Consider the following 24,898-nt stretch of genomic DNA (forward strand, 5'->3'; position numbering starts at 1 on the left):
CTAGAAACGACACGCGCGCAAATCGCGGAGACACTCAAGAGCATCACACAGCAGATCGTCGCACTGAGGTCGAAGGTTGAAGATGAGAATTTGGGCCAGACTAGGGAGGTTGGCCAGCTTCTTTCCGACACACGTTATTGGCTGAGGGCAGCCAGAGAAACGGAGGCTGAAATTGAAATTGTCGAAAAGCAACGGGCAGGTGTTGTCCATGGCTACGGGCTTGACCTTGAGCATGCACGATCTGAAATCGGGTGCCGCCTGGCTCGGCTCCGTCGATGCTGCCGTGAGGGATGAGTTCATTTCCGAACTCAGTGAGGGAGAGCTTCTGGCTCTCCCGTATCTTTTCGAATTCTGGGCGATGGACCATCAGCTGCCCCCGGACGGCAATTGGCGCTCTTGGGTCATTCTGGGGGGGCGCGGGGCTGGCAAGACTCGCGCGGGTGCTGAATGGGTGCGTGCCGCTGTCGAAGGGGCGCGGCCGCTGGACCCGGGGCGCTGCAAGCGTGTGGCGCTGGTGGGCGAGACGCTGGATCAGGTGCGGGAGGTGATGATCTTTGGCGAAAGCGGGATCATCGCCTGTTCACCGCCGGATCGCCGTCCCGTCTGGTCGGCGACGCGCAAGACGCTGCGCTGGCCGAATGGGGCTGAGGCGATGGCGTTTTCGGCGCATGATCCTGAATCCCTGCGCGGGCCGCAGTTTGATGCGGCCTGGGTGGATGAGCTGGCGAAATGGAAAAAGGGTCAGGACACCTGGGACATGCTGCAGTTCGGTCTGCGCCTGGGAGAGCGTCCACAGGTCTGCGCAACGACGACGCCGCGGAATGTGGGTGTGTTGAAAGAGCTGCTGGCTTCGTCTTCGACGGTGGTGACCCATGCCACAACCGAAACCAACAAGGCCAATCTGGCGGAGTCCTTTCTGGAAGAGGTCAGGGCGCGCTACGACGGGACCCGACTGGGGCGGCAGGAGCTGGACGGCGTGCTTTTGGAGGATGTGGAAGGGGCCCTGTGGAGCCGCGCCGCGCTGGAGGCGCTTGGGATCGAAGATCTGCCTGCCTTTGATCGCATCGTCGTGGCGGTGGATCCACCGGTGACCGGCAAGGCGGGATCCGATGAATGCGGTATCATCGTGGTGGGTGCCCAGACGAACGGGCCGCCGCAAGACTGGCGTGCCGTCGTGCTGGAGGATTGCAGCGTGCAGGGGCTGGGGCCACTGGGCTGGGCGAATGCCGCCGTGCAGGCCATGGAAAAATGGGGGGCGGACCGCCTGGTGGCGGAGGTCAACCAGGGCGGTGACATGGTCGAGACGGTGCTGCGTCAGATCGATCCGCTGCTGCCGGTGACCAAGGTCCATGCGGCCAAGGGCAAGGTTGCGCGGGCGGAACCGGTGGCGGCGCTGTATGAGCAGGGGCGGGTCGCTCATGCGCGCGGCCTAGGTCTGCTGGAAGATCAGATGTGCCGGATGAGCAGGCAGGGCTATGCGGGCAAGGGCAGCCCCGACCGCGTGGATGCACTGGTCTGGGCGCTGAGCGAGCTGCTTATTCTGCCAGCTGCCACATGGCGCCACCCGAGGCTGCGCACGCTGTGATGAAGCGTTGTTAACCCTGTCTGACTAGGGTGGTTTTTGAGGATGACAGGCCCGCCTGTCGCAAGCCCGCAGAGAGCGGTTCACCAAGAGAGCAAATGGATCGGGCGGGGGCGCGTGATGGCCCCGGCGGGGGTGCCCCTGTGCCCTGACGAGACCGGAACCTGAGGAGCGAGACGAATGGTTTTTCAATTCCTGCGACGCCGCGCAGAGACAGATGCGCCCGAACTCAAGGCAAGCGCGACAGGCCCTGTGGTGGCACATCTGAGCGCGGGGCGGGTGGCTTGGAGCCCGCGCGATACGGCGACGCTGACCCGGACGGGCTTTGCCGGCAATCCGGTGGGGTTTCGCGCCGTCAAGCTGATTGCGGAGGCGGCAGCGGCGCTGCCTTTGGTTCTGCAGGATCGCCAGCGGCGGTACGAGGAGCATCCGGTGATGGCGCTGGTGCGTCGTCCGAACGGGGCGCAGGGCCGTGCAGAACTGTTCGAGGCGCTGTACGGCCAGCTTCTGTTGTCCGGGGACGGTTATCTTGAGGCCGTGATGAGCGATCAGTCGGTGCCTCTGGAGTTGCATGTGCTGCGGTCTGAGCGGATGCGGCTGGTGCCGGGCGCGGATGGCTGGCCGGTGGCCTATGAATATGCGGTGGGCGGGCGCAAGCACCGGTTTGATGTGACCGGAGAGGTCTCGCCCATCTGCCACATCAAGAGCTTTCATCCGCAGGACGATCATTACGGCCTTTCGCCGATGCAGGCGGCGGCGTCGGCTCTCGATGTGCACAATGCGGCCAGCCGCTGGTCCAAGGGGCTGCTGGACAATGCGGCGCGGCCGTCGGGGGCGATTGTGTATCAGTCGACTGATGGCGCGGGCGGGCAGATGAGCCGGGAGCAGTATGAACGGCTGGTGTCGGAAATGGAGACGCATCATCAGGGCGCGCGCAATGCCGGGCGGCCGATGCTGCTGGAAGGCGGGCTCGACTGGAAGCCGATGGGCTTTTCCCCTGCAGATATGGAGTTCCAGAAGACCAAGGAGGCGGCGGCGCGCGAAATCGCGGTGGCCTTTGGTGTGCCGCCGATGCTGCTGGGCATTCCGGGCGAGGCAACCTTCGCGAATTATCAGGAGGCGCACAGGGCGTTTTATCGTCTGACGGTGCTGCCGCTGGCAACGCGGGTCGCGGCATCGGTTTCGGCGTGGCTGTCGGCCTATGCGGGCGAAGCGCTGGAGCTGAAACCGGATCTGGATCAGGTTCCGGCGCTTGCATCGGAGCGCGATGCGCAATGGGCGCGCGTTGCGGCGGCGGAGTTTCTGAGCGCAGCGGAAAAGCGCGTCTTGCTGGGCCTGCCTGCGCTGGATGAGGCCAAGAATGACTGAGCGGCGGCTGGGGTTTGAAGCTTTTGACTGTGCGCCGGGGCTGAAGCTTGAGGCACATGAGAGGTTGTCGGCACTGCAATTCACGACGCTGGATGCGCGGCTGGAACGGATCGAAGCGCTGATCGAGCGTCTGGAGCGGCGGCTGTGGCTGACGGTCTACGGTGTGGTTGGGGTGATCCTGGCACAGGCGTTGCAGGGCTTGCTGGACGCGGCACATTAAAGCGTTTCGCCTTAAACTTGAACCGCTTGTTCGCGGCCTGTTGGCTGCGCCTCCAAAGCGAAAAGCGATGCGTGTGTTTCAGGTGAAAGGTGGGACGCCCTGAGGGCCAAATTTTATAACAATTTTGGGTGCCCGAAATGGAACGTCTGAAATGGAAAGGTTGGGACATGACTCTGGAACATAAATTCTGTCGTTTCGACTCTGAGGTGCGGGTGATCGAGGGCACGAGAATTGAAGGCTATGCCTCGCTCTTTGGGGCCTGCGATCAGGGCAATGATGTGGTGGCGGCAGGGGCTTACATGGCCTCTCTCAAGCGGCTGTCGGCTGAGGGACGTGCGGTCAAGATGCTCTGGCAGCATGACCCGGCTCAGCCCATCGGGATCTGGGACGAGGTGCGCGAGGATGCGCGCGGTCTCTACGTCAAGGGCCGGCTGCTGGATACGGTCGAGAAGGGCCGCGAGGCGGCGGCGCTGATCGCGGCCGGCGCGATTGACGGCTTGTCGATCGGCTACCGCACGCTGCGGTCCACAAAAAATGACAAGGGCCAGCGGCTCTTGACGGAACTGGAGCTTTGGGAGGTGTCGCTGGTGACATTCCCGATGCTTCCCAGTGCGCGGGTGGCGGCGAAGGGGGAAACCCTGGACGATGCCGTGCTGTGCAAGTTGGCGCAGGCGCTTGAGGGTGCGCGCCGGGAAATGGCCGGCACCTGACGCCAGCCTTTTAGCAAAGGACATCACTGAGATGACAACAGCCGAGACCCATTCTCGGACCGGGGAAGATCTGTCTCCGGCCACCCGGGTAAGCTCTGCAATTGCGGGACTTGTCGGGGATATCAAGGCTTTGAAAGCCGACCTTTACGGAAAAATGCAGCAACAGGATGAGCGTATGACCATGATTGATCGAAAATCCCTCCGTAGCGCGCGCCCTGCGCTGTCAGCCTCTGCCGATCTGTCGGCACCCCATCAGAAGGCGTTCAATGCCTATTTACGTTCCGGGGATGACGACGGACTGCGCGGTCTCGAGATCGAAGGCAAGGCGATGTCCACGACCGTCAACAGCGATGGCGGTTATCTTGTCGATCCGGCAACATCGGAGACGGTGAAGTCGGTTCTGGCCGCGACCGCCTCGATCCGCGCGATTGCCAATGTGGTCAACGTCGAAGCGTCGTCTTTTGATGTGCTGATCGACCGCAACGATGCCGGTGCAGGTTGGGCGAACGAGACGGCGTCGACCGCTGAGACGGGCACACCGCAGATCGACCGGATCTCGATCCCGTTGTTCGAACTGAACGCCCTGCCGAAGGCCAGCCAGCGCTTGCTGGACGATTCCGCCTTTGACATCGAGGCCTGGCTGGCAGGCCGGATTGCCGACAAATTTGCCCGTGCCGAAGCGGCGGCTTTTGTCAGCGGTGACGGAGTGGACAAGCCGCGCGGTTTCCTGAACCACACACTGGTTGGGAACTCTGTCTGGACCTGGGGCAAGATCGGCTATGTGCCAACCGGCGTCAACGGCGGCATCGGCGATGGCGATGCGATCATTGATCTGGTCTATGCGCTGGGCGCACAATACCGCGCCGGTGCAACATTCGTTATGAATTCGAAGACTGCCGGCAGCCTGCGCAAGCTCAAGGACGCGGATGGTCGCCACCTGTGGTCCGATGGGTTCAGCGCGGGCGAGCCTGCGCGCCTGCTGGGTTATCCGGTGCTGATCGCAGAGGATATGCCCGATGTCGCAAGTGGCTCTTGTGCCATTGCTTTCGGGAACTTCTCGGCCGGCTACACCATTGCCGAACGCCCCGATCTGCGGATTCTGCGCGATCCCTTCAGTGCCAAGCCTCATGTCCTTTTCTACGCGACCAAACGTGTGGGCGGAGATGTGAGCGATTTTGCCGCGATCAAGGTACTGCGCTGCAGCCTGGCCTGAGCCTGATCGCCTGAACATGGGGGTGGGCTGAGAGGTCAGCCGCCATGGGGCGCGCACCCGTGTGAAAGCTTGCGTTGTCTAGCTGATCCCCTCCGTCCGAGCAACGTGAGTGGTGCGCGCCCGTCTTTCCCCGATTTCGGGGGGCCCAGAGAGGTTTGCGGAGAAAGATCATGATGTTAGTCGAAGAGACCTTGGTGGCTGAAGCGGCGCTGCCGGTTGAGTCGCTGAAGCGGCACTTGAGGCTGGGCAGCGGTTTTGCCGAAGATGACCTTCAGAATACCCTTCTGGCCTCGTTCCTGCGGGCCGCCATTGCGGCGATCGAAGGGCGGACCGGAAAGGTACTGCTGCGACGCAGCTTTCAGCTGCTTTTGAGCGAATGGAACAGCGTGGATCGCCAGCCCTTTCCCGTGGCGCCGGTGGTTTCTGTGGCAGAGGTCAGCCTGTTCCGGCTGATAGAGCCGGACACGATTCTGGATCCGCTGATCCTTGTCGGAGAGCCGGGAGTGATTCAGGTTGTTGATCCAACGCGTTATCGTGTTGATTTTGACGCACATGTGCCATGCCTGCGAATGCGCTCTGGTTGTTTTCCGACAATTCCTACGGACGCCACTGCGATGATACGCTTCACCGCTGGTCTTGCGTCGACGTTCGAGGAACTGCCTGCGGATATTGCCCAGGCTGTGCTGATGCTGGCTGCGCATTATGATGAATACCGCCATGATGTCGGGCTGAGCCAGGGATGCATGCCCTTTGGTGTGACCAGCCTGATTGCGCGCTACTGCGCGGTGCGGATGGGGTTTACCTCGTGACGCCGCCTGTTCTGAAGCATCGGCTTGTCCTTGAGACACCGATGTCCATGCCGGATGGTGCGGGGGGCCAGACGGCCAGCTGGGCCGTTCTGGGAATCCTTTGGGGAGAGCTGATGCCCCGCACCGGGCGCGAAACGACGGGGGAAACAGGGCCTTTGTCTACCGCGAGCTATCGCATCATGGTGCGTGCCGCACCTCCGGGACAATCCAACCGACCCGCGCCTGGTCAGCGCCTGCTGTTGGGGTTGCGCAGGTTTCGCATTCTGGTCGTGACCGAAGCGGATACTCAGGGGCGATATCTGAGCTGCCTTTCCGAAGAGGAGGTGGCGTCATGAGCTATGCAAATGCAGCCGCCCTGCAGGCTGCGGTCTATCAGCATCTATTGGCTGATGCGGCTGTCAGTGCCCGGGTCGGCAGCGATATCTACGACTCTTTGCCGTCGGGACCATTACCGGATCTTTATCTTACGCTTGGAGCGGAAAAGGTCCGGGACGCATCCGATGCATTAGGAACCGGCGCCTGGCATGATCTGACGGTTGCCGTGATCACCGAGCAGTCAGGTTTTCACGCTGCTAAGGAAGTCGCCGTCGCGGTCAGTGATGCGCTGCAGGACGCCGACCTCATGCTGGATCGTGGTCGGCTGGTCGGACTGCGGTTCCTGCGCGCGCAGGCCAAACGCGAAAGTGCGACGGTGCGCCGGGTCGAGATGACCTTTCGCGCCCGGGTCGAGGATGTCTGACCCGTGACGCTGCCGCAAGATGGCGCGTAAGTTTCATGTAACACGATCAATGGAGTAACGGATATGGGTGCCCAGAATGGCAAGGACCTTCTGATCAAGGTGGATCTGACCGGAGATGGCGCGTTCCAGACAATTGCGGGCCTGCGTGCGACGCGAGTGAGCTTCAATGCCGAGACGGTCGATGTGACATCACTGGAAAGTCAGGGCGGATGGCGCGAGCTTCTGGCGGGGGCAGGTGTCAAAACGGCGGCAATTTCCGGTTCGGGTGTGTTCAGGGATGAAAGCACCGATGAACGCGCTCGGCAGATCTTTTTCGACGGCGAGACACCGAATTTTCAGGTGGTCATTCCTGATTTTGGCGTGGTTGAGGGCGCGTTTCAGGTGACCAGTTTGGAATATGCGGGATCGCATAATGGTGAAGCGACATATGAAATGTCGCTGGCCTCTGCCGGCCGCCTCAGTTTTGTGGCGGCGGCCTGAGCCATGGCCAATCCGTGGCGGGGAGAGGTTGCACTGGTCGTTGATGGGGTACCGCATGTCATGCGGCTGACCCTGGGGTCGCTGGCTGAACTTGAGGCGGGACTGGAGAGCGGTTCGCTTGTCGCGTTGGTCGAGCGGTTCGAGGGCGCGCGCTTTTCCAGCCGCGATGTGCTGTTACTGATCGTGGCGGGCCTTCGCGGTGGCGGCTGGCAGGGTGGGGCTGCTGATTTGCTGGCAGCCGAGATCGAGGGCGGCCCGATGGCTGCGGCCCGGGCTGCGGCCGAGCTGCTGGCGCGGGCCTTCATGTTGCCAGCGGACGCCGACAATGGCTGAAGCTCCGTCCTTTGACTGGGCCGCGCTGATGCGTGCGGGTCTGCGCGGCCTCGGGCTGACCCCGGACCAGTTCTGGGCGCTTACCCCGGCAGAGTTGCAGCTGCTTCTGGGCAGCGACGCGGGCGCTGCGCCCATGGGCCGCGCCCGGCTGGAAGAGCTGGCCGCCGCCTATCCGGACAAGAGAGGAATGCGGGATGACTGAATTCGAGACATTGGCAGATCAGGTGGATGCTTTGGAAACTTCGCTTCAGGGTGCCAGCGGCATGGCGGCGGATTTTAATGCCGAGATGATCCGCATCCACGAGACTTTTTCCGACACTGGACGTGGCGTGGCGCGCTTTGAATCCTCGCTCAGCCGGGGCCTGTCCAAGGCGATCGACGGTGTCGTGTTGGACGGTGCAAAGCTGTCTTATGCCTTGCAAACGGTCGCCAGCAGCATGATTTCCGCGGCCTATCGCGCGGCTGTGAAACCGGTGGCGGACCATGTCAGCGGGCTGCTGAGCGCGGGGATCGGCGGCCTGTTCGGGAGCGTTTCGCCTTTCGCGAATGGGGCGAGCTTTTCCCAAGGACGTGTCATGCCTTTCGCCAGCGGCGGCGTCGTGTCCGGTCCGATGCAATTTCCGATGCGCGGCGGCACCGGGCTGATGGGCGAGGCGGGACCCGAGGCGATCATGCCTCTGGCGCGGGGTGCGGACGGCCGGTTGGGTGTGCGTGCGTCGGCTGGATCAGCGCCTGTGACGGTGGTGATGAACATTTCGACCCCGGATGTGCAGGGGTTCAAGCGCAGCCAGAGCCAGATCGCCGCCCAGATGGGGCGTGCGCTGGGCCAGGGTCAGCGCAATCGCTGAATGAGGGAGACGGGGCATGACTTTTCACGAGATACGGTTTCCTGCCAGCCTGAGCTTTGGTTCGGTGGGTGGGCCAGAGCGGCGCACCGACGTGGTGACGCTCGCCAGTGGTCATGAGGAACGCAATACCCCTTGGGCGCATTCGCGCCGCCGCTATGACGCGGGCATGGGCATGCGCTCTCTCGATGATCTCTCGGCGCTGATTGCGTTTTTCGAGGCACGGCGCGGGCAGCTTTTCGGTTTTCGCTGGAAGGATTGGTCAGATTTCAAATCTTGCAAACCCTCGGGAACGCCACACAACGGCGATCAGCTCATCGCCACAGGGGACGGTGTGACGCAGAGCTTTCAGCTGATCAAGAGCTACAGATCCGGCGACAGCAGCTATGCCCGCCTCATCACCAAACCGGTCTCTGGCTCGGTGCGCGCCGCCATTCAGGGGGCTGAGCTGAGCGAAGGCACCGACTACACCGTCGACACTGCAACGGGCCAGATCACCTTTTCTGTACCGCCCGAGGCTGGTGCCGCAATAAGCGCAGGCTATGAATTCGATGTGCCGGTGCGGTTCGACTCTGACAGGATCCTGACGAGCGTTGCCAGTTTTCAGGCGGGCACGGCGCCGGATGTGCCTGTGGTCGAGGTGCGAATCTGATGACCCTGTCTGCTGAATTTGCGGCTCATATGGCCAGCGGCATCACCACTGTTGCGCGGGCCTGGGCCGTCACGCGCCGGGATGGTGTGCGGCTTGGCTTTACCGATCACGACACCGACCTCAGCTTTGACAGCATCTGGTTTAGGGCCGATACCGGTCTTACGGCGATGGCGCTGCAGCAGAGCACCGGCCTTTCGGTAGACAATACCGAGGCGATGGGGGTGCTCCGCAGCGACGCCATCACCGAGGCGGATATCGCCGCAGGGCGTTATGACAATGCTGCAGTGCGGGCCTGGCTGGTCAACTGGGCGGATGTGAGCCAACGGACACTCCAGTTTCGCGGCACGATCGGTGAAATCCGCCGTTCGGGCGGCGCGTTTCAGGCCGAGCTGCGGGGCCTGAGCGAGGCGCTGAACCGTCCCATGGGGCGGGTCTTTCAGAAGCCTTGCTCTGCGGTGTTGGGGGATTCTTCGTGCAGCTTCGACCTCGATGCGCCCGGCTATGCCTACGACGGCGATTTGCTGGCGCTCGAAGGCACAACGACGCTGATCCTTGACCTGCTGGACGGAGTCGATGACGGTTGGTTCCTGCGCGGTCGGCTTATTGTGCAAAGTGGCGCCGCACAGGGGCTGAGCAGCCCGATTAAGCGCGATGAGAGCAGGGGCGGCCAGCGCCGGATCGAGATCTGGGAACCCTTGCGCGCAGAGGTGATGCCCGGCGATCAGATCCGGCTTGAGGCGGGATGCGACAAGCGTTTGGCGACATGTCGTCTAAAATTCAACAACATATTGAATTTTAAAGGCTTTCCTGACCTCCCAGAAGATGACTGGCTGGTGGTTGCGCCTGGAGGGGCCAAGACAACCAGCGGGGGCAGCCGCAGATGAGCATCTCCGCAAGGGTCATCATCCAGGCCCGCGCCTGGATCGGCACGCCCTATGTCCATCAGGCGTCCTGTCAGGGTGCGGGGTGCGATTGCCTTGGCCTTCTGCGCGGGATCTGGCGCGCGATTTATGGTGAGGAGCCTGAGCCTATTCCCCCCTATTCCATGGACTGGTCCGAGCCGCAGGGCGACGAGGTGCTGCTGCGCGCCGGACAGCGACATCTGGTGGCCAAACCGTTGTTACAGGCGGGTCTGGGCGATGTGTTGCTGTTCCGGATGCGGGATGGGTCTGTGGCCAAGCATCTGGGGCTGCAATCGCAAATCGGGGCGCATCCGGCGTTTATCCATGCGTATTGCGGGCATGGCGTGATCGAAAGCGCGCTGAGCGCGCCGTGGCAAAGGCGCATCGCTGCGCGCTTTGACTTTCCGCAGGAGGCTGAATGATGGCGACACTTGTTCTTTCCGCAGCGGGGGCTGCCATCGGCGGGTCGATTGGCGGCTCTGTTCTGGGACTTTCGGCAGCGGCTGTCGGACGTTTTGCGGGGGCAACGCTTGGCCGCGCACTGGATCAGCGTGTGTTGGGGCAGGGGACCGAGACGGTCGAGACGGGCCGTGTTGACCGGTTCCGCCTGACGGGTGCAGGCGAAGGCGCGCCGATTGCGCAGGTCTATGGTCGGATGCGGCTTGGCGGGCAGGTGATCTGGGCCACGCACTTCACCGAGATCGTTCGGAAAAGCGGTGGCGGCAAGGGCAGCGCCCCCCAGCCCAAGGTCAAGAGCTACAGCTACAACGTCAGTCTGGCGCTGGCCCTGTGCGAGGGTGAGATCACCAGCGTGAACCGCGTCTGGGCGGACGGTGTTGAACTGGCGGTCAAGGATCTGAACATGCGCGTCTATACGGGCCGCATCGATCAGCTGCCCGATCCCCGGATCGAGGCAGTCGAGGGCGTGGGCCAGGTGCCGGCCTATCGTGGCACAGCCTATGTGGTGATCGAAGATCTGGCGCTGGCCCCGTTCGGCAACCGCGTGCCACAGTTCAACTTTGAAGTGACCCGGCCGGAGCTTGCGGATGCAGGCGACGTGCCGCTTGTGGTCAAGGCCGTCGCGATTATCCCCGGCACGGGCGAATACGCCCTGTCCACGGCCTCGCAATATCTGAACTACGGCAGCGGGCATTATGATGTGCAGAACGTCAATTCCCCTTCTGAATTGCCGGATTTCAACACCTCTCTCAAGATGCTTCAGGATGAGTTGCCCAATTGCAAGGCGGTGTCGCTGGTGGTCAGCTGGTTCGGCTCTGATCTGCGCTGTGGACGCTGCGACCTCCGCCCCAAGGTCGAACAGAACGACTTTGATGCAAAGCCGATGCCGTGGTCCGTCTCTGGCCTTGGGCGCGCTGCGGCCGATCTGGTACCGATGCAGGCGGGCCGCCCGGTCTATGGCGGTACACCAGCGGACGCATCGGTGATCCAGTCGATCCGCCAGATGAACGACGATGGCCTGTCGGTGATGTTCTATCCCTTTATTCTCATGGCGCAACTGGCGGGCAACACGCTGCCCGATCCCTGTTCTGACGCCACAGACCAGCCAGTGCTGCCCTGGCGTGGGCGTATCACTCTGGACCACGCGCCGGGGCGTGCGGGCAGCAGCGATGGCACCGCTTTGGCGCAGGCCGAGGTTGCGGCCTTTTTCGGCAGTGTCACCGCGTCGGATTTTGACGTGAGCAACGCGCAGGTCAGCTATTCCGGTCCAGAGGAGTGGTCTTACAGCCGCTTCATCCTGCATTATGCCGCCCTTTGTGCTGCAGCCGGCGGGGTGGGCGCCTTTTGCATCGGCTCGGAAATGCCTGGCCTTACCCAGATCCGCGACCATGTGGGGTTCCCGGCGGTCGCAGCCCTGCGGCAACTGGCGGCCGAGGTGCGCATCCTTTTGGGCGCTGACGTCAAGCTGGGCTATGCCGCCGACTGGAGTGAGTATTTCGGCTATCATCCCCAAGACGGCAGCGGCGACGTGGTTTTTCACCTCGACCCCCTGTGGAGCGATGATCAGATCGATTTCATCGGCATCGACAATTACATGCCCCTTTCGGATTGGCGGGATGGCGGTTCTCATGCGGATGCAGACGCCGGTTCGATCTACAACCTCGACTATCTGCGCGCTAATGTGGCTGGGGGCGAAGGTTACGACTGGTACTATCCCACGCCCGAGGATGCGGTCGCGCAGAGCCGCGCAGCGATTATCGATGGCGCCTATGACGAACCTTGGGTGTTTCGCTATAAAGACATCCGCAGCTGGTGGTCGCAGCCCCATCACAACCGGATCGGCGGGCTGCGCCAGAATCAGCCCACCAGCTGGATTGCGGCGTCGAAACCGGTCTGGTTTACTGAACTTGGTTGTGCCGCCATCGACAAAGGCACCAACCAGCCCAACAAGTTCATCGACCCGAAGTCCTCGGAATCAACTCTGCCAAGATTTTCAAGCGGGCTGCGGGACGAGTTGATCCAGCGCCAGTACCTTCGGGTGCTACATGGGTTCTGGAACGACCCTGCCAACAATCCGACCTCTGACATATACAACGGGCCCATGGTCGATATGTCGCGTGCCTTTGTGTGGGCCTGGGACGCGCGTCCCTATCCATGGTTTCCCAACACCGACACCCTGTGGTCGGACGGGCCGAACTACCGCCGGGGGCATTGGCTGAACGGGCGGGTTTCGGCGCGCACCCTTGCGTCTGTCGTGGGCGAGATCTGTGAACGTGCCGGTCTTTCGGCCTATGACACCTCACGGCTGTTCGGCTTTGTGCGCGGCTACAGCGTGACGAACGTGGCGGATGCACGCCGCGCGCTGCAGCCGCTGATGCTGGCCTATGGCTTTGACACGATCGAGCGCGGCGGGGTGCTGGAATTCCGCACCCGCACCGGCCTGTCCCCCACCGCTCTTCGCCTTGAGGATCTGGCAGTGAGCGAGGAGATCGACGGCGATCTGCAGGAAACCCGGGGCCCGTCCGTCGACATGGCCGGACGTGTGCGTCTACGGTTCGTGCAGGCCGATGGAGACCATCAGATCGTGGCCGAGGAAACAGTTCTGCCGGACGATGAAACCCATGCCGTCGCCGAAAGCGATCTGGATCTGTCGCTGACCCGCTCCGAAGGGCGTCAGATTCTCGAACGCTGGCTGTCCGAAGCGCGACTGTCGCGCGACACCCTGCGCTTTGCCCTGCCGCCGTCAAAGCTGGCGCTGGGGGCCGGGGATATCGTGTCACTGCCCGCGCCCTCCGGGCCGGTGCTCGCGCGGATCGACCGGGTCGAGGTGACCACGCAGCAGATGATAGACGCGGTGCGCATCGACCCGGGGCTCTACACCCCGTCGCACTTTCCCGATGACGCGGTCAACCTGCGCCCGGTCACCCCGGCGGCGCCGGTGCTGTCGGTTTTCATGGATCTGCCGCTGATCACCGGGGATGAGGTGCCGCATGCGCCGCACCTCGCCGTCTCTGCCATCCCCTGGCCGGGCAGCGTTGCAGTCTATGACGCGGCCACAGATGCCGATTATGCTCTGAACGAGATCATTTCTGCGCGCGCCACAATGGGGGTGACAGAGACGGCGTTGTCTGCGGCCCGGCCGGGCCTGATCGACCGTGGGCAGTCGCTGCAGGTCAGGATGGTCTTTGGCACGCTTGAATCGATCAGCGATGCTGCGCTGCTGGCGGGCGGGAACCTTATGGCCATCGGCGATGGCACACCCGGACACTGGGAATTGTTTCAGTTCCGCGATGCCCAATTGATCGGGGCGAACATCTGGCGGTTGACGCATCGGCTGCGCGGGCAGCTTGGCAGTGATGCGCTGCAACCCACGGTCTGGCCGGTCGGATCGCAGGTTGTGTTGCTGAATGGTGTGCCACCGCAGATCGCGTTGGCGGCGTCACAACGCCGACTGATGCGTCATTACCGGATTGGCCCGGCGCCGCGTGCTTTCGATGATCCCTCGTATGGTCATGAGGAACACAGCTTTGACGGGAACGGGTTGCGTCCCTACAGCCCGGTGCATCTGACGCTGCGTCGCATTGGCGGCGACCTTGTGTTCAGCTGGATCCGGCGAACCCGGATTGAAGGCGACAGCTGGGATCTGGACGATGTGCCGCTCGGTGAAGAAATCGAGGCCTATTTGATCCGTGTGCTGCGAGGCGAGACAACGCTGCGCGAGGCACGAACCACCAGTCCCGCCTGGACTTGCAGCGCCGCGATGCAGGCCGCAGATGCCGCCGGTGGTGCGGAGCGCATCACCGTGGCGCAGATTTCGGCGCGGTTTGGTCCCGGTCCCTTCGCCTCATGCGTCTTTGCGCCATGAGGCCGGTGCTGCACAGCGATCTGATCCTGGCCGCGCGGGCGCTGCTTCTGGACAGCCCGGGCGCGCGGGACACAGCCGCCGACAAGCTGATCGCAGAGGCTGATGCCGCGGATCGCTATCGCCGTCGGTTCGGGCGCGCACATCCGCATTGGGGCAATGGCACGCTTATGGCGCGGGCCGGCAAGTGGTCCCTGCTGCCAGAGCCACCTCTGCGCGATCCGGACTTCAGCGCCTGTCTGGTCTCCGTTCTGGGTGCGCTGATGCGACGGGGTGGCGCCATATCGCATTCGATGGCCGCAGCCCCCCGCTCAAAGCCGTTCCGATCAGCGACATCCGCGCTGAGCACAAGGCCGCAGCCTGCGCGGATCATTCCTCCTTCAGACAACACTGATCAAACCTTTGCGTTTTCCTGTCCCGAACCTATCTGATATAGACTCAGGGTCAAAGGAGAGACGTCATGGCTGAGACACGCGTAAAAATCGCCGCACTCGATCCGGTTTGGGCCCGTATCATGCACGAGGCCGAAGATGCCGTGGCCTCCGAGCCGCTGCTGGGCGGCATGGTGCATTATTCCGTGCTGCACCACCCGACGATCGAGCGCGCGCTGGCCTATCGCACCTCGCTCAAGCTCGCCTCAGGCGAGATGTCCGAACAGATCCTGCGCGAAATCTGCGATGAGGCCTATCAATCGGATTCTGAACTGGCCATGGCGGCGCGTGCCGATATCGTCGCGGTTTACGAACGCGACCCGGCCTGCCACCGGTTCCTTCAGCCGCTTCTGTTCTTCAAGGGCTTTCAGGCGCTTCAGAGCTATCGCGTTGCCAACTGGCTCTGGCGCGAGGGGCGTCGCGATCTGGCCTATCTGTTCCAGATGCGCTGTTCCGAGGTGTTCGGCGTCGATATCCATCCGGCGGCAAAGCTGGGGCGCGGCATAATGATCGACCACGCACATTCCATCGTCATCGGTGAAACAGCCGTGGTGGGCGACAATGTGTCGATGCTGCATTCGGTCACGCTGGGCGGGACCGGCAAGGAAGAGGAGGATCGTCACCCCAAGATCGGTGACGGCGTTCTGATCGGGGCTGGCGCCAAGGTGCTGGGCAATATCAGGATCGGTAAATGCTCACGCATCGCCGCAGGCTCCGTCGTGCTTGAGGATGTCCCACCCTGCAAGACCGTCGCCGGTGTTCCGGCGCGCATCGTTGGCGAGGCGGGGTGTGCACAGCCTTCGGTGAGCATGGATCAGCTGCTGCGCGGCGGCGCCTGAGGCGCAGGGCCGTTGTCTGCAGACCAGACATGACCCCAAAGCGCGCCTCCTTTCAGGGGGCGCTCTTTTTGTTTCAGGCAGGGGCTTTGCCCCTCTGAGGATCCTGCAGGGCAGGATCCTCATTCACCCCAGGATATTTCGGGGCAGATGAAACACATTTGAGGCGGATAAACGCGCGTTCAGACCAGGCCCTCAGATCAGCAGGGTGATCGGGTGTTCCAGGTTGTGAACGATGGCCTTCAGCAGATGCGCAGCCAGCGCACCGTCGATGACCCGGTGATCGACACTCAGCGTCACGGACATCACAGTGGCAACTGCGATGTCACCCGCCTCTGTGACCACCGGTTTGCGCAGCCCCGCGCCAACGGCGAGGACGACACTCTGGGGCGGGTTGATCACGGCATCAAAGTTCTCGACCCCGAACATGCCGAGATTGGAGATGGCAAAACTGCCGCCCTGATAGTCCTGCGGGACCAACTTGCGCGCGCGCGCCCTTGCGGCGAGGTCTTTCATTTCCGCTGACAGGGTCGATAGGCTTTTTGCCTCCGCATCGCGCAGCACCGGCGTGAACAGACCGCCCTTGACCGCCACGGCCACCGCCACATCCGAGGCATCAAAGCGCAGGATGTGGTCACCAGCCCAGACGGCATTCGCCTCGGGCGTGTGTTGCAGGGCCAGCGCGCAGGCCTTGATGATGAAATCATTGACCGAAAGATTGATGCCAGGCCGGCCAAGCTGCTGATTGACCTCGCTGCGCAAGGCCAGCAGGGCGTCAAGCCGGATGTCGCGGCGCAGATAAAAATGCGGGATGTTCTGCTTGGCTTCGGTCAGGCGCACGGCGATCACCTTGCGCAGGCTGTCCAGCGGCACTTCGGTATGGGGGCGGTCAGCATAGAGTTTTGTGACGCTGTCGTTGACTGCACCTACCGGTGGGGGGTGCGACGGCGCCTCTGCTGGTTCAGCGGCCTTTGCCGGATCGGCAGAGGCAGAAGTCAGCACATCCGCCAGAACGACGCGTCCGCGTGGTCCGCTGCCTCTGATCTGCGCCAGATCCAGCCCCTGATGCCCGGCGGTGCGCCGTGCGAGCGGGGATGCAAAGACGCGGCCGCCCTCCTGTGGCGCGGCGTTGCCGTTGCCTGCAGGGGCCAGAAGCGGCTTGGAGGGTGGCGTGCCGACCGGATAAGCTGCGCTCTGGCGGCTTTCACTGCCATTCAGCAGAATCGCAATAGGGGTGTTCACCTTGATGCCTGTGGTGCCTTCGGCGATCAGGAGTTGGTCGAGCACGCCATCGTCTCTTGCCTCGAAATCCAGAGTGGCCTTGTCTGTCTCAATCTCGGCGATCACGTCACCCGCAGCGATTGTATCGCCCGCCTTGACCAGCCACTTCGTCAATGTGCCCTCCTCCATGGTCGGGGACAAGGCAGGCATCAGGATCTCAACCAGCATCTGCAATATCCTCCGCTGCCGTCAGACACAACAGCAGGCGGGTTGCCTGACATATCGGTGGGCTGGGCACACTCCGGCCCGGACCTGTCATTCCACTCATCGGTAACAGACCTTTCTGGCGGCCGCGACAACCTCTTGGGTGCTCACCAGTGCAAGCTTCTCCAGATTGGCGGCATAGGGCATCGGCACATCCTTGCCGCTGCAGTTGATCACCGGCGCATCAAGGAAATCAAACGCCTCCTGCATCAGGACGGCCGAGATGTGGTTGCCGATGGAGCCGACCGGAAAGCCTTCCTCGATGGTGACGCAGCGGTTGGTTTTCCGGACCGAGGCGATCACGCTGGCGGTATCCATGGGGCGCAGGGTGCGCAGATCGATCACCTCGGCGCTTATGCCGCCCTGGGCAAGGATCTCCGCCGCTTCCAGAGCATAACTCATGCCGATGCCAAAGCTGACCAGCGTGACATCACGCCCCTCGCGCCAGATCCGCGCCTTGCCAAAGGGCACAGTGAAATCCTCCAGCACCGGCACGTCGAAGGCGCGGCCATAAAGGCTCTCGTTTTCAAGGAAGATCACCGGATTGGGATCGCGGATGGCGGATTTCAGCAGGCCCTTGGCGTCCGAGGCGGAATAGGGCATCGCGACCTTCAGTCCTGGAATATGGGCGTACCAGGCCGCATAATCCTGAGAATGCTGCGCGCCCACACGGGCGGCGGCACCATTTGGCCCCCGGAATACCAGCGGCGCGCTCATCTCCCCGCCGGACATATACAGCGTCTTGGCGGCGGAATTGACAATCTGATCCATAGCGGACATAGCAAAGTTGAAGGTCATGAATTCGACAATCGGGCGCAATCCGCCAAAGGCAGCCCCCACCGCGATCCCGGCAAAGCCATGTTCGCTGATCGGCGTGTCGATCACGCGCTTTGATCCGAATTCCTCCAGCAGGTTCTGGCTGATCTTGTAGGCGCCCTGATATTCGGCGACCTCTTCGCCCATCAGAAACACCGTGTCGTCGCGGCGCATCTCTTCGGCCATGGCATCGCGCAAGGCCTCGCGCACGGTCTGGGTCTTGACCTTGGTGCCCTCGGGCCAGTCAGCAAACAGCGGCGGTGCGGCATCGGGGCGGGGTGCTTTGGGTGCGGCCCGGGCGGTTGCAGCGGTGCGTGGCGCTTTTTGGGCCTTTGCTGTGCTGTCCTCCACCCCGTTCAGGACTGCAATCGGGGTGTTGACCTTGATCCCGGCGGTGCCTTCGGCGACCAGCAGCATGCCGATCACGCCCTCAGAGACAGCTTCGAACTCCATCAATGCCTTGTCCGTCTCGATCTCGGCTAGGATGTCACCAGAGCTGACCCGGTCCCCCGCCTTGACCAGCCATTTCGACAGCGTGCCGTCCTCCATCGTGGGGGACAGAGTCGGCATGAGGATTTCCATGGGCATGCGTCGTCTCCTCAGGCCTGCAGATCGGCGGTGATATCGGTCCAAAGCTCAGAGGCTTCCGGTTCGGGATTTTCGCGGGCGAACTCTGCAGCGGCGTTGACGATGCCCTTGATTTCCTTGTCGATGGCTTTCAGGGCGTCTTCGGTCGCATGTTTGCCGCTCAGCAGAATGTTGCGGACATGGTCGATGGGATCGCGCTCGGATCGCATCTTCTGAACCTCTTCGCGGGTGCGGTACTTGGCCGGATCGGACATGGAATGGCCCCGATAGCGGTAGGTCTTGATTTCCAGGATATACGGCCCCTTGCCGGTGCGGCAGTGGTGGACCGCCGTGTCGCCTGCGGCCTTGACCGCCAGCACATCCATGCCGTCAACCTCCTGACCCTTGATCCCATAGGCCGCACCACGTTCCCAGAGCGAGGGCGACTGGGTCGCGCGCCGCACACTTGTGCCCATGGCATATTGGTTGTTCTCGATCACGAAGATCACCGGCAGATCCCAAAGGTTGGCCATATTGTAGGTCTCATGGACCTGACCCTGATTGGCGGCGCCATCCCCGAAATAGGCGAATGTCACACGATCGCTGCCCCTGTATCTGTCGGCAAAGGCAAGGCCTGCGCCGATCGGCACCTGTGCGCCAACGATGCCATGGCCGCCGTAGAAATGCTTCTCTTTCGAAAACATGTGCATAGAGCCGCCCTTGCCCTTGGAATAGCCGCCCGTGCGGCCCGTCAGCTCGGCCATGATCGCGTTGGGATCCATGCCGCAGGCCAGCATGTGGCCGTGGTCGCGATAAGAGGTGATGCGCTTGTCGCCCTCTTCGGCGGCGGCCTCAAGGCCCACGACAACCGCTTCCTGACCGATATAGAGGTGACAGAACCCCCCGATCAGACCCATGCCGTAAAGCTGGCCGGCCTTTTCCTCGAACCGGCGGATCAGCAGCATGTTGCGATAGTAGCGGGTCAGCGTCTCGGCCGAGACCTCTGCCGGCGTGGTGCTTTTGCGGATCGCCATGTACAGGATCCCCCCCAGGGTGCGTCGGATGGTTCAGCGTTAAACCAGTCTCAGGGTAAAACCCCAGTGCGCCCGAGTAAAGCGCGCTGATGGTCGATGTGTTGATGGTCGATGCTCGGGGTGGCATGAATTCCGGAAAACAATTTTGTCCGGAAATTTCTGAAGGGTGCGCTGTATATTCTTGAGGAAGAAAATGCGCCGACCGCGACAGTCATGCTGTCAGCGCACGGTGATCTCATCCGTGCGCATCAGGCCCAGCACGTCCCGCGCCTGCTGATCCAGCAGGTCAAGGTCCAGATAGTCGTCCGACAGGCGTCTGGTCAGGTTTTCCATCCGGTCCACCTCGATCTGCACTTGGCGCAATTCCTCTGTCAGGTGCTGGGATTCGATGATGATCTCGGCGCGGCGGAATACGCCATAATCCCCCTGCACGGCGGCAAAGGTGAAATAGGCCCCAAGGCTGAGGGTGATGGTGAAAAAGACCAGCGCGCCAAGCGCGGGGGGGGTGCGAAGGATGCTCATGGCTCTGCCTCTGGGTCGCGCCTCTTGCGGGCGCGCCCATTGGTTATGCCACAAACACCCCGCGATGGGAATCCCCCAGAGGGGAGTCCCGCAAAGTCTCAGCCCAGTGCTGCCACACCCGGCAGGGTCTTGCCTTCCATCCACTCAAGGAACGCGCCACCGGCGGTCGAGATATAGGTGAAATCCTTGGCTGCATCCGCCTTGTTCAGTGCGGCCACCGTGTCACCGCCACCTGCAACCGATACCAGCTTGCCCTCGCGCGACAGCTTGGCGGCGTGGGCGGCGGCCGCATTTGTCGCCGCATCAAAGGGGGCAATTTCAAACGCACCGAGTGGCCCGTTCCAGATCAGTGTCTTTGCCCGTTCCAGCGCCTGACCGACGTGAAAGACACTGTCGGGACCAGCATCCAGAATCATCGCGTCCGCCGGGCAGTTCTCGGCCAGAACAACCTCGTTCTCGGCGCCGGCCTTGAACTCGCGCGCCACAACCACGTCGCGCGGCAGCAGGATCTCGCAGCCACCCTTGGCGGCCTTTTCGGCGATTTCCCGCGCGGTGCCGGTCATGTCATGCTCGCACAGCGACTTGCCTACATCCACGCCCTGTGCCGCAAGAAAGGTGTTCGCCATCCCGCCGCCGATCACCAGAATATCGACTTTTTCCACGAGGTTCGAAAGCAGCTCCAGCTTGGTCGACACCTTCGCGCCGCCCACAACCGCCAGAACCGGACGCTCGGGATTGCCCAGCGCCTTTTCCAGCGCGCTCAGCTCGGCCTCCATCAGGCGGCCCGCGCAGGACGGCAGCAGCCGCGCCAGTGCTTCGGTCGAGGCATGGGCGCGGTGCGCAGCAGAAAACGCGTCGTTGCAATAAATGTCGCCCAGCTTGGCCATCTCCGCTGCCAGATCGGGGTCGTTCTTTTCCTCACCCGCATGGAAACGGGTGTTTTCCAGCAGCAGAACCTGTCCCGGCTGCAGCGCCGCCACAGCGGCCTCGGCGGCCGGGCCGACGCAATCGGCCACAAAAACTACGTCCACACCCAGGACACTTTCCAGCGTGGGCACCAGCTGCTGCAGGCTCATCTCTGGCACGACCTTGCCTTTAGGGCGGTCGAAATGCGCCAGCAGGACCGGCTTGCCACCCTGTGCCAGAATATCGGCAATGGTGGGGGCAATCCGCTCGATCCGGGTGGCGTCGGTCACGCGGCCATCTTCCAGCGGCACGTTGATATCGACCCGCACCAGCACGCGTTTGCCGTTCAATTCCAACTGATCAAGTGTCTTCCAGCCCATGGGACCCTCCTGCAAAATGTTGCCCCGAGGTTTGACGGAGCCCGCGAGAGAGGTCAATCCACCGTCTTGGCATTCAGGCAGCGGCACATTACCTAAGGCGCAACGCCTAAGCTAAGGGAGCATGACATGGCTGATATCAAAGACCCCGAGAACACGATCCTGCTGGAACTCAAGGACGGCACCGTCACAATCGAGCTTCTGCCCGACGTCGCCCCCAAACATGTGGAGCGGATGAAGACGCTCGCGCGTGCCGGCGCTTATGACAACGTCTGCTTTCACCGGGTGATCGACGGCTTCATGGCCCAGACCGGCGATGTGGCCAACGGCAACATGGAAAAGGATTTTAACCTGCGCTCTGCCGGCACAGGTGGGTCAGAGCACCCCGATGTGCCCGCCGAATTCTCCAAGCTGCCGCATGACCGTGGCACCATTGGTGCGGCGCGCAGCCAGAACCCGAATTCGGCGAATTCGCAGTTCTTCATCAACTTCAAGGACAACCATTTCCTGAACGGTCAGTACACGGTCTATGGCCGGGTGATTTCCGGCATGGAACATGTGGACGCCATCACCAAGGGCGAGCCGCCCGCGAACCCCGACCGTATGGTATCGGTCAAGGTGGCCGCAGATGCATAAGCTTGCGCTGCTGCTGGCACTGGTCGCGAGCCCGGCTCTGGCCACTGACCTGAAGGTCGACGTCGCCGGAGAGGCGAATGGCACGATCACCATTCACCTCTTTGACGATGTAGCGCCCAAACATGTGGCGCAGATCACCTCCTTGGCCAAGGAAGGTGCCTATGACGGCGTCGTCTTTCACCGGGTGATCGACGGCTTCATGGCCCAGACCGGTGATGTGGAATTTGGCAAGGCAGGCGCGAACATAAGCCAGGCCGGCATGGGCGGCTCTGATCTGCCGGATATTCCGGCAGAATTCTCGGACCTGCCATTCGAGCGTGGCGTTGTCGGCATGGCCCGCAGCCAGAGCCCGGATTCGGCCAATTCGCAGTTCTTCATCATGTTCGCCCCCGGCGACTTCCTCAACGGTCAGTACACCGTTGTGGGCGAGGTCACCGATGGCATGGATGTGGTCGATGCGATCAAACGCGGCACCGGGGCCAATGGTGCCGTTGTCGGGGAACCGGATCGCATGACCTCGGTGCGCGTCACCGAATAAAACGGCGCTTTGCGTGAAAGAGGGGGCGGGGGCAGGCTGCAAGGCCGCCCCCGCCTTCTGCATGTGAGGGGGTTGATCAAAACGTCCCGTGTGTCATCCAGCTGAAATCACCCGGCGGGTTCAAAGCCCATGATAAATTGGCGCAACCCCAGCGCAGCCCCGGCAAAGCTCACAGCCGCGTTGCAGGCCAGCCGGGAACAGCCGCCCAGCCCCAGAAATAGGCCCCAAACCGGCCAATCGCCAGATGTTCGCAAGTCTTGTTCAGCACGCCTGCTCCCTCCCCCAGAGCTTAGATGAAGTGAGGGCAAAGTATGTGGACGCATTCTTATACGTGCAAGTGACGTCTGGTCAGGACAAGGCTGACACGACCTGTGCTCAGTCGTCCTTGCAGAACAAGTCGTAGACGCATTCCAGCATCTTGCGCGGGCGGTCATCGGCCAGACGGTAATAGATCGTCTTGCCATCCCGGCGCGGCACGACCAGCCCTTCGAGCCGCAGACGTGACAACTGCTGCGACACGGCGGCCTGCCGCGCGGACAGCAGGTCCTCAAGCTCGGTCACCGACTTTTCGCCAGTCACCAGATGGCACAGGATCATCAGACGCCCCTCGTGGCTGATCGCCTTGAGAAAGGCCGCGGCATTGCTGGCCTTGTCTGCGATGCGGTCAAATTCCGCGTCGGACATGTCGTTGCTCAGGACGGGCAGGGTCATTGCGAAAGATCCGGTTCGTTGAAGGAAAAATGCGGTGAGGGTCGGGGGAGGTGCATCACGAGGCCCCCGGCGTGAAATCTGTGTGGTCCTGCAGGATCTTACCGAGCAGCCCCCAAAAGAAATCCTCGCCCGGGTAGCCTTCGATCCTTGCCTGTTCCTGGCCGTCGTCAATCAGGATGAAGGTCGGCGTAAAGGTCACCTTGCGGGCATAGCTGATGCCCTCGGGCGGGCCCGCGCGCAGTTCGGCACGCACAAGCGGGGCAAACTGACCCTCGGGCGTCTTGGGGTAGATCGGCGCGATGGCCTTGTCCCACATGGCGCAATGGACACAACCGGGTTGCTGCACCATGATCAGCGTCGGATCGGCGCTTGCGGACCCTGTCCACAGCGCCAGAACGGCCGCGAGGCTTGCGATTATCCGTGACATGGGACCATGATCCGATTGACGTTTCCTGATCGCACAACATAATCTGAATATGTGAATTGATCAAGGACAGGCCCCCGAAATGCTGGACATGTCGTTTGCCGGTGCCGCTTTCGCAGGCATCCTGAGCTTTTTTACCCCCTGCATCCTGCCGATGGTGCCGTTTTACCTGTGTTATATGGCGGGGCTGTCGATGTCGGAGCTGCGCAGTGACGCGGGCATCGCGCCGGGCGCGCAACGGCGTCTGCTGCTGTCCTCGGTGTTCTTTGCGCTGGGGGTTACAACGATCTTTGTGCTGATGGGGATGGGGGCGACCGCGCTGGGGCAGGCCTTTGCCGACTGGCGCCAGCCGCTCAGCTATCTGGCGGCATTGGTGCTGCTGGTGTTCGGCCTGCATTTTCTGGGTGTGATCCGGGTGCCGCTTCTGTACCGCGAGGCGCGGATGGAAAGCACCGCTGAACCCACCACCGTGCTGGGCGCCTATCTTATGGGGCTGGCCTTTGGCTTTGGCTGGACACCCTGCGTGGGGCCTGCGCTGGCGTCGATCCTGATGATCGCCTCGGGCATGGGGGATATCTGGCGGGGGGGGCTGCTGCTTATGGTCTACGGTCTGGGTATGACCGCGCCTTTTGTGGTGGCAGCGCTGTTCTCGGGCCCGTTCCTGCGCTGGACGGCGCGGCATCGCGGCGCACTGGCCTATACCGAAAAGGTGATGGGTGTCATGCTGATCATCTTTGCGTTCCTGATCGTGACGGACAGCGTCAATCTGATTGCCGATGCGTTGATCCGCTGGTTTCCGGGGTTTACATCACTTGGCTGATAAGGGGGCACTATGAAACGTTTGATGATGACGGCGGCGGCGATGCTGATGGCACTGCCGGTCTGGGCGGCAGAGCTGGGCGACGATGGCCTGCACAAAACCGAATGGATGCGCGACACCTTCAAGGATCTGCGCGAGGATCTGGCCGAGGCCAATTCCGAGGGCAAGCGTCTGGTGCTGTTCTTTGAACAGCGCGGCTGCATCTACTGCACCAAGATGCACGAAGAGGTGTTCCCGCGCCCCGAGATCAGCAAATACATCGCCGACAACTACTTTGTCGTGCAGCTGAACCTGCACGGCGACACCGAAGTCACCGATCTGGACGGCGAGGTGCTGAGCGAAAAGCAGGCGGCGCGCAAATGGCGTGTGATGTTCACCCCGACCATCCTCTTCCTGCCCGAAGAGGTGCCAGAGGGTGAGTCGGCAGCCGATGCGGCCGTGGCAACCATGCCGGGGGCCTTTGGGCCGGGCACCACGCTGGATATGTTCACTTGGGTGAATGAAAAGCGATATGCGCTTGATACCGATGAGGATTTTCAGCGATACCATGCCAGAATGATTCAGGAACGCGATAACGGCAAGACAGACTAATATGCGCAAGAATTCATTTGTGTGAATGTG

The 24,898-nt window shown here is 62.3% G+C and carries 29 protein-coding genes; 22 read left to right on the forward strand and 7 right to left on the reverse strand.

Annotation, left to right across the window (positions count from 1 at the left end):
- Positions 1-232: 232 nt before the first annotated feature.
- The 18 genes from P775_RS17775 to cysE all read left to right on the forward strand — a co-directional run bounded on the left by P775_RS17775 (position 233) and on the right by cysE (position 15,444).
- A complete protein-coding gene (locus P775_RS17775) occupies positions 233-1,585 on the forward strand; it encodes a DNA-packaging protein (RefSeq protein WP_180287502.1) in 1,353 nt (450 codons plus the stop codon).
- Positions 1,586-1,762: 177 nt separating this feature from the next.
- A complete protein-coding gene (locus tag P775_RS17780; RefSeq protein WP_099912235.1) occupies positions 1,763-2,950 on the forward strand; it encodes a phage portal protein in 1,188 nt (395 codons plus the stop codon).
- Positions 2,943-3,170 carry a GTA head formation protein, RCAP_rcc01685 family gene (locus P775_RS17785; protein WP_099912236.1) on the forward strand — a complete coding sequence of 76 codons (228 nt, stop codon included), beginning with the start codon at positions 2,943-2,945 and terminating at the stop codon, positions 3,168-3,170. The genes P775_RS17780 and P775_RS17785 overlap by 8 nt, the downstream gene beginning before the upstream one ends.
- Before the next feature lie 167 nt (positions 3,171-3,337).
- Entirely contained in the window at positions 3,338-3,880 is a 543-nt protein-coding gene (locus P775_RS17790; RefSeq protein WP_099912442.1) for an HK97 family phage prohead protease, read from the forward strand.
- Positions 3,816-5,093, forward strand: a complete 1,278-nt coding sequence (locus tag P775_RS17795) for a phage major capsid protein (RefSeq protein ID WP_099912237.1) — start codon at positions 3,816-3,818, stop codon at positions 5,091-5,093. Before P775_RS17790 ends, P775_RS17795 begins: the two co-directional genes overlap by 65 nt.
- Positions 5,094-5,263: 170 nt before the next feature.
- Positions 5,264-5,902 carry a head-tail connector protein gene (locus tag P775_RS17800; protein ID WP_099912238.1) on the forward strand — a complete coding sequence of 213 codons (639 nt, stop codon included), beginning with the start codon at positions 5,264-5,266 and terminating at the stop codon, positions 5,900-5,902.
- On the forward strand, positions 5,899-6,237 hold the full coding sequence (locus P775_RS17805; RefSeq protein WP_245875748.1) for a head-tail adaptor protein: 339 nt from the start codon (positions 5,899-5,901) through the stop codon (positions 6,235-6,237). The genes P775_RS17800 and P775_RS17805 overlap by 4 nt, the downstream gene beginning before the upstream one ends.
- Positions 6,234-6,641 carry a DUF3168 domain-containing protein gene (locus P775_RS17810; protein WP_099912240.1) on the forward strand — a complete coding sequence of 136 codons (408 nt, stop codon included), beginning with the start codon at positions 6,234-6,236 and terminating at the stop codon, positions 6,639-6,641. The genes P775_RS17805 and P775_RS17810 overlap by 4 nt, the downstream gene beginning before the upstream one ends.
- Positions 6,642-6,704: 63 nt before the next feature.
- Complete coding sequence (locus tag P775_RS17815; protein WP_099912241.1) at positions 6,705-7,121, forward strand: phage major tail protein, TP901-1 family; 417 nt, start codon at positions 6,705-6,707, stop codon at positions 7,119-7,121.
- A 3-nt stretch (positions 7,122-7,124) separates the two neighbouring features.
- Complete coding sequence (locus tag P775_RS17820) at positions 7,125-7,454, forward strand: gene transfer agent family protein (protein ID WP_099912242.1); 330 nt, start codon at positions 7,125-7,127, stop codon at positions 7,452-7,454.
- Positions 7,447-7,656 (forward strand): rcc01693 family protein, encoded by a 210-nt coding sequence (locus P775_RS17825; RefSeq protein ID WP_099912243.1) that lies wholly within the window; start codon positions 7,447-7,449, stop codon positions 7,654-7,656. Before P775_RS17820 ends, P775_RS17825 begins: the two co-directional genes overlap by 8 nt.
- Positions 7,649-8,302 carry a phage tail tape measure protein gene (locus P775_RS17830; RefSeq protein WP_099912244.1) on the forward strand — a complete coding sequence of 218 codons (654 nt, stop codon included), beginning with the start codon at positions 7,649-7,651 and terminating at the stop codon, positions 8,300-8,302. Before P775_RS17825 ends, P775_RS17830 begins: the two co-directional genes overlap by 8 nt.
- A gap of 16 nt (positions 8,303-8,318) precedes the next feature.
- Positions 8,319-8,951, forward strand: a complete 633-nt coding sequence (locus tag P775_RS17835; protein ID WP_099912245.1) for a DUF2460 domain-containing protein — start codon at positions 8,319-8,321, stop codon at positions 8,949-8,951.
- Positions 8,951-9,835 (forward strand): DUF2163 domain-containing protein, encoded by an 885-nt coding sequence (locus P775_RS17840; protein ID WP_099912246.1) that lies wholly within the window; start codon positions 8,951-8,953, stop codon positions 9,833-9,835. Before P775_RS17835 ends, P775_RS17840 begins: the two co-directional genes overlap by 1 nt.
- A complete protein-coding gene (locus P775_RS17845) occupies positions 9,832-10,275 on the forward strand; it encodes a C40 family peptidase (protein WP_180287490.1) in 444 nt (147 codons plus the stop codon). Before P775_RS17840 ends, P775_RS17845 begins: the two co-directional genes overlap by 4 nt.
- Positions 10,275-14,177 carry a baseplate multidomain protein megatron gene (locus P775_RS17850; protein WP_099912444.1) on the forward strand — a complete coding sequence of 1,301 codons (3,903 nt, stop codon included), beginning with the start codon at positions 10,275-10,277 and terminating at the stop codon, positions 14,175-14,177. Before P775_RS17845 ends, P775_RS17850 begins: the two co-directional genes overlap by 1 nt.
- Positions 14,174-14,605 (forward strand): DUF7742 family protein, encoded by a 432-nt coding sequence (locus P775_RS28155; RefSeq protein WP_180287491.1) that lies wholly within the window; start codon positions 14,174-14,176, stop codon positions 14,603-14,605. Before P775_RS17850 ends, P775_RS28155 begins: the two co-directional genes overlap by 4 nt.
- Before the next feature lie 29 nt (positions 14,606-14,634).
- Positions 14,635-15,444 (forward strand): serine O-acetyltransferase, encoded by an 810-nt coding sequence (gene cysE, locus P775_RS17860; RefSeq protein ID WP_099912247.1) that lies wholly within the window; start codon positions 14,635-14,637, stop codon positions 15,442-15,444.
- A gap of 192 nt (positions 15,445-15,636) precedes the next feature.
- On the opposite strand, the gene P775_RS17865 is transcribed toward cysE, so the two are convergent.
- The 5 genes from P775_RS17865 to P775_RS17885 form a co-directional block, all read right to left on the reverse strand.
- A complete protein-coding gene (locus P775_RS17865) occupies positions 15,637-16,890 on the reverse strand; it encodes a 2-oxo acid dehydrogenase subunit E2 (protein WP_099912248.1) in 1,254 nt (417 codons plus the stop codon).
- A gap of 96 nt (positions 16,891-16,986) precedes the next feature.
- Entirely contained in the window at positions 16,987-18,330 is a 1,344-nt protein-coding gene (locus tag P775_RS17870; RefSeq protein WP_099912249.1) for a pyruvate dehydrogenase complex E1 component subunit beta, read from the reverse strand.
- 11 nt (positions 18,331-18,341) lie between these two features.
- Positions 18,342-19,343, reverse strand: coding sequence for a pyruvate dehydrogenase (acetyl-transferring) E1 component subunit alpha (gene pdhA / locus P775_RS17875; protein WP_099912250.1), 1,002 nt, complete (start codon positions 19,341-19,343; stop codon positions 18,342-18,344).
- 219 nt (positions 19,344-19,562) lie between these two features.
- Positions 19,563-19,865, reverse strand: a complete 303-nt coding sequence (locus P775_RS17880) for an FtsB family cell division protein (RefSeq protein ID WP_099912251.1) — start codon at positions 19,863-19,865, stop codon at positions 19,563-19,565.
- Between the two features lie 98 nt (positions 19,866-19,963).
- Positions 19,964-21,151, reverse strand: coding sequence for a phosphoglycerate kinase (locus P775_RS17885; protein ID WP_099912252.1), 1,188 nt, complete (start codon positions 21,149-21,151; stop codon positions 19,964-19,966).
- Between the two features lie 126 nt (positions 21,152-21,277).
- Between P775_RS17885 and P775_RS17890 the strand changes: the two genes are divergently transcribed.
- Positions 21,278-21,784, forward strand: coding sequence for a peptidylprolyl isomerase (locus P775_RS17890; RefSeq protein WP_099912253.1), 507 nt, complete (start codon positions 21,278-21,280; stop codon positions 21,782-21,784).
- Positions 21,777-22,322, forward strand: a complete 546-nt coding sequence (locus P775_RS17895; protein ID WP_099912254.1) for a peptidylprolyl isomerase — start codon at positions 21,777-21,779, stop codon at positions 22,320-22,322. The genes P775_RS17890 and P775_RS17895 overlap by 8 nt, the downstream gene beginning before the upstream one ends.
- 375 nt (positions 22,323-22,697) lie before the next feature.
- On the opposite strand, the gene P775_RS17900 is transcribed toward P775_RS17895, so the two are convergent.
- Entirely contained in the window at positions 22,698-23,033 is a 336-nt protein-coding gene (locus P775_RS17900; RefSeq protein WP_099912255.1) for an ArsR/SmtB family transcription factor, read from the reverse strand.
- A 55-nt stretch (positions 23,034-23,088) separates the two neighbouring features.
- Complete coding sequence (locus tag P775_RS17905; RefSeq protein ID WP_099912256.1) at positions 23,089-23,460, reverse strand: thioredoxin family protein; 372 nt, start codon at positions 23,458-23,460, stop codon at positions 23,089-23,091.
- Between the two features lie 79 nt (positions 23,461-23,539).
- Between P775_RS17905 and P775_RS17910 the strand changes: the two genes are divergently transcribed.
- Positions 23,540-24,277, forward strand: coding sequence for a cytochrome c biogenesis CcdA family protein (locus P775_RS17910; protein WP_099912257.1), 738 nt, complete (start codon positions 23,540-23,542; stop codon positions 24,275-24,277).
- 12 nt (positions 24,278-24,289) lie between these two features.
- Positions 24,290-24,868 carry a thioredoxin family protein gene (locus tag P775_RS17915; RefSeq protein WP_099912258.1) on the forward strand — a complete coding sequence of 193 codons (579 nt, stop codon included), beginning with the start codon at positions 24,290-24,292 and terminating at the stop codon, positions 24,866-24,868.
- The last annotated feature ends 30 nt before the right edge of the window (positions 24,869-24,898 follow it).

The sequence above is a fragment of the Puniceibacterium antarcticum genome, from assembly GCF_002760615.1.
Lineage (GTDB): Bacteria > Pseudomonadota > Alphaproteobacteria > Rhodobacterales > Rhodobacteraceae > Puniceibacterium > Puniceibacterium antarcticum.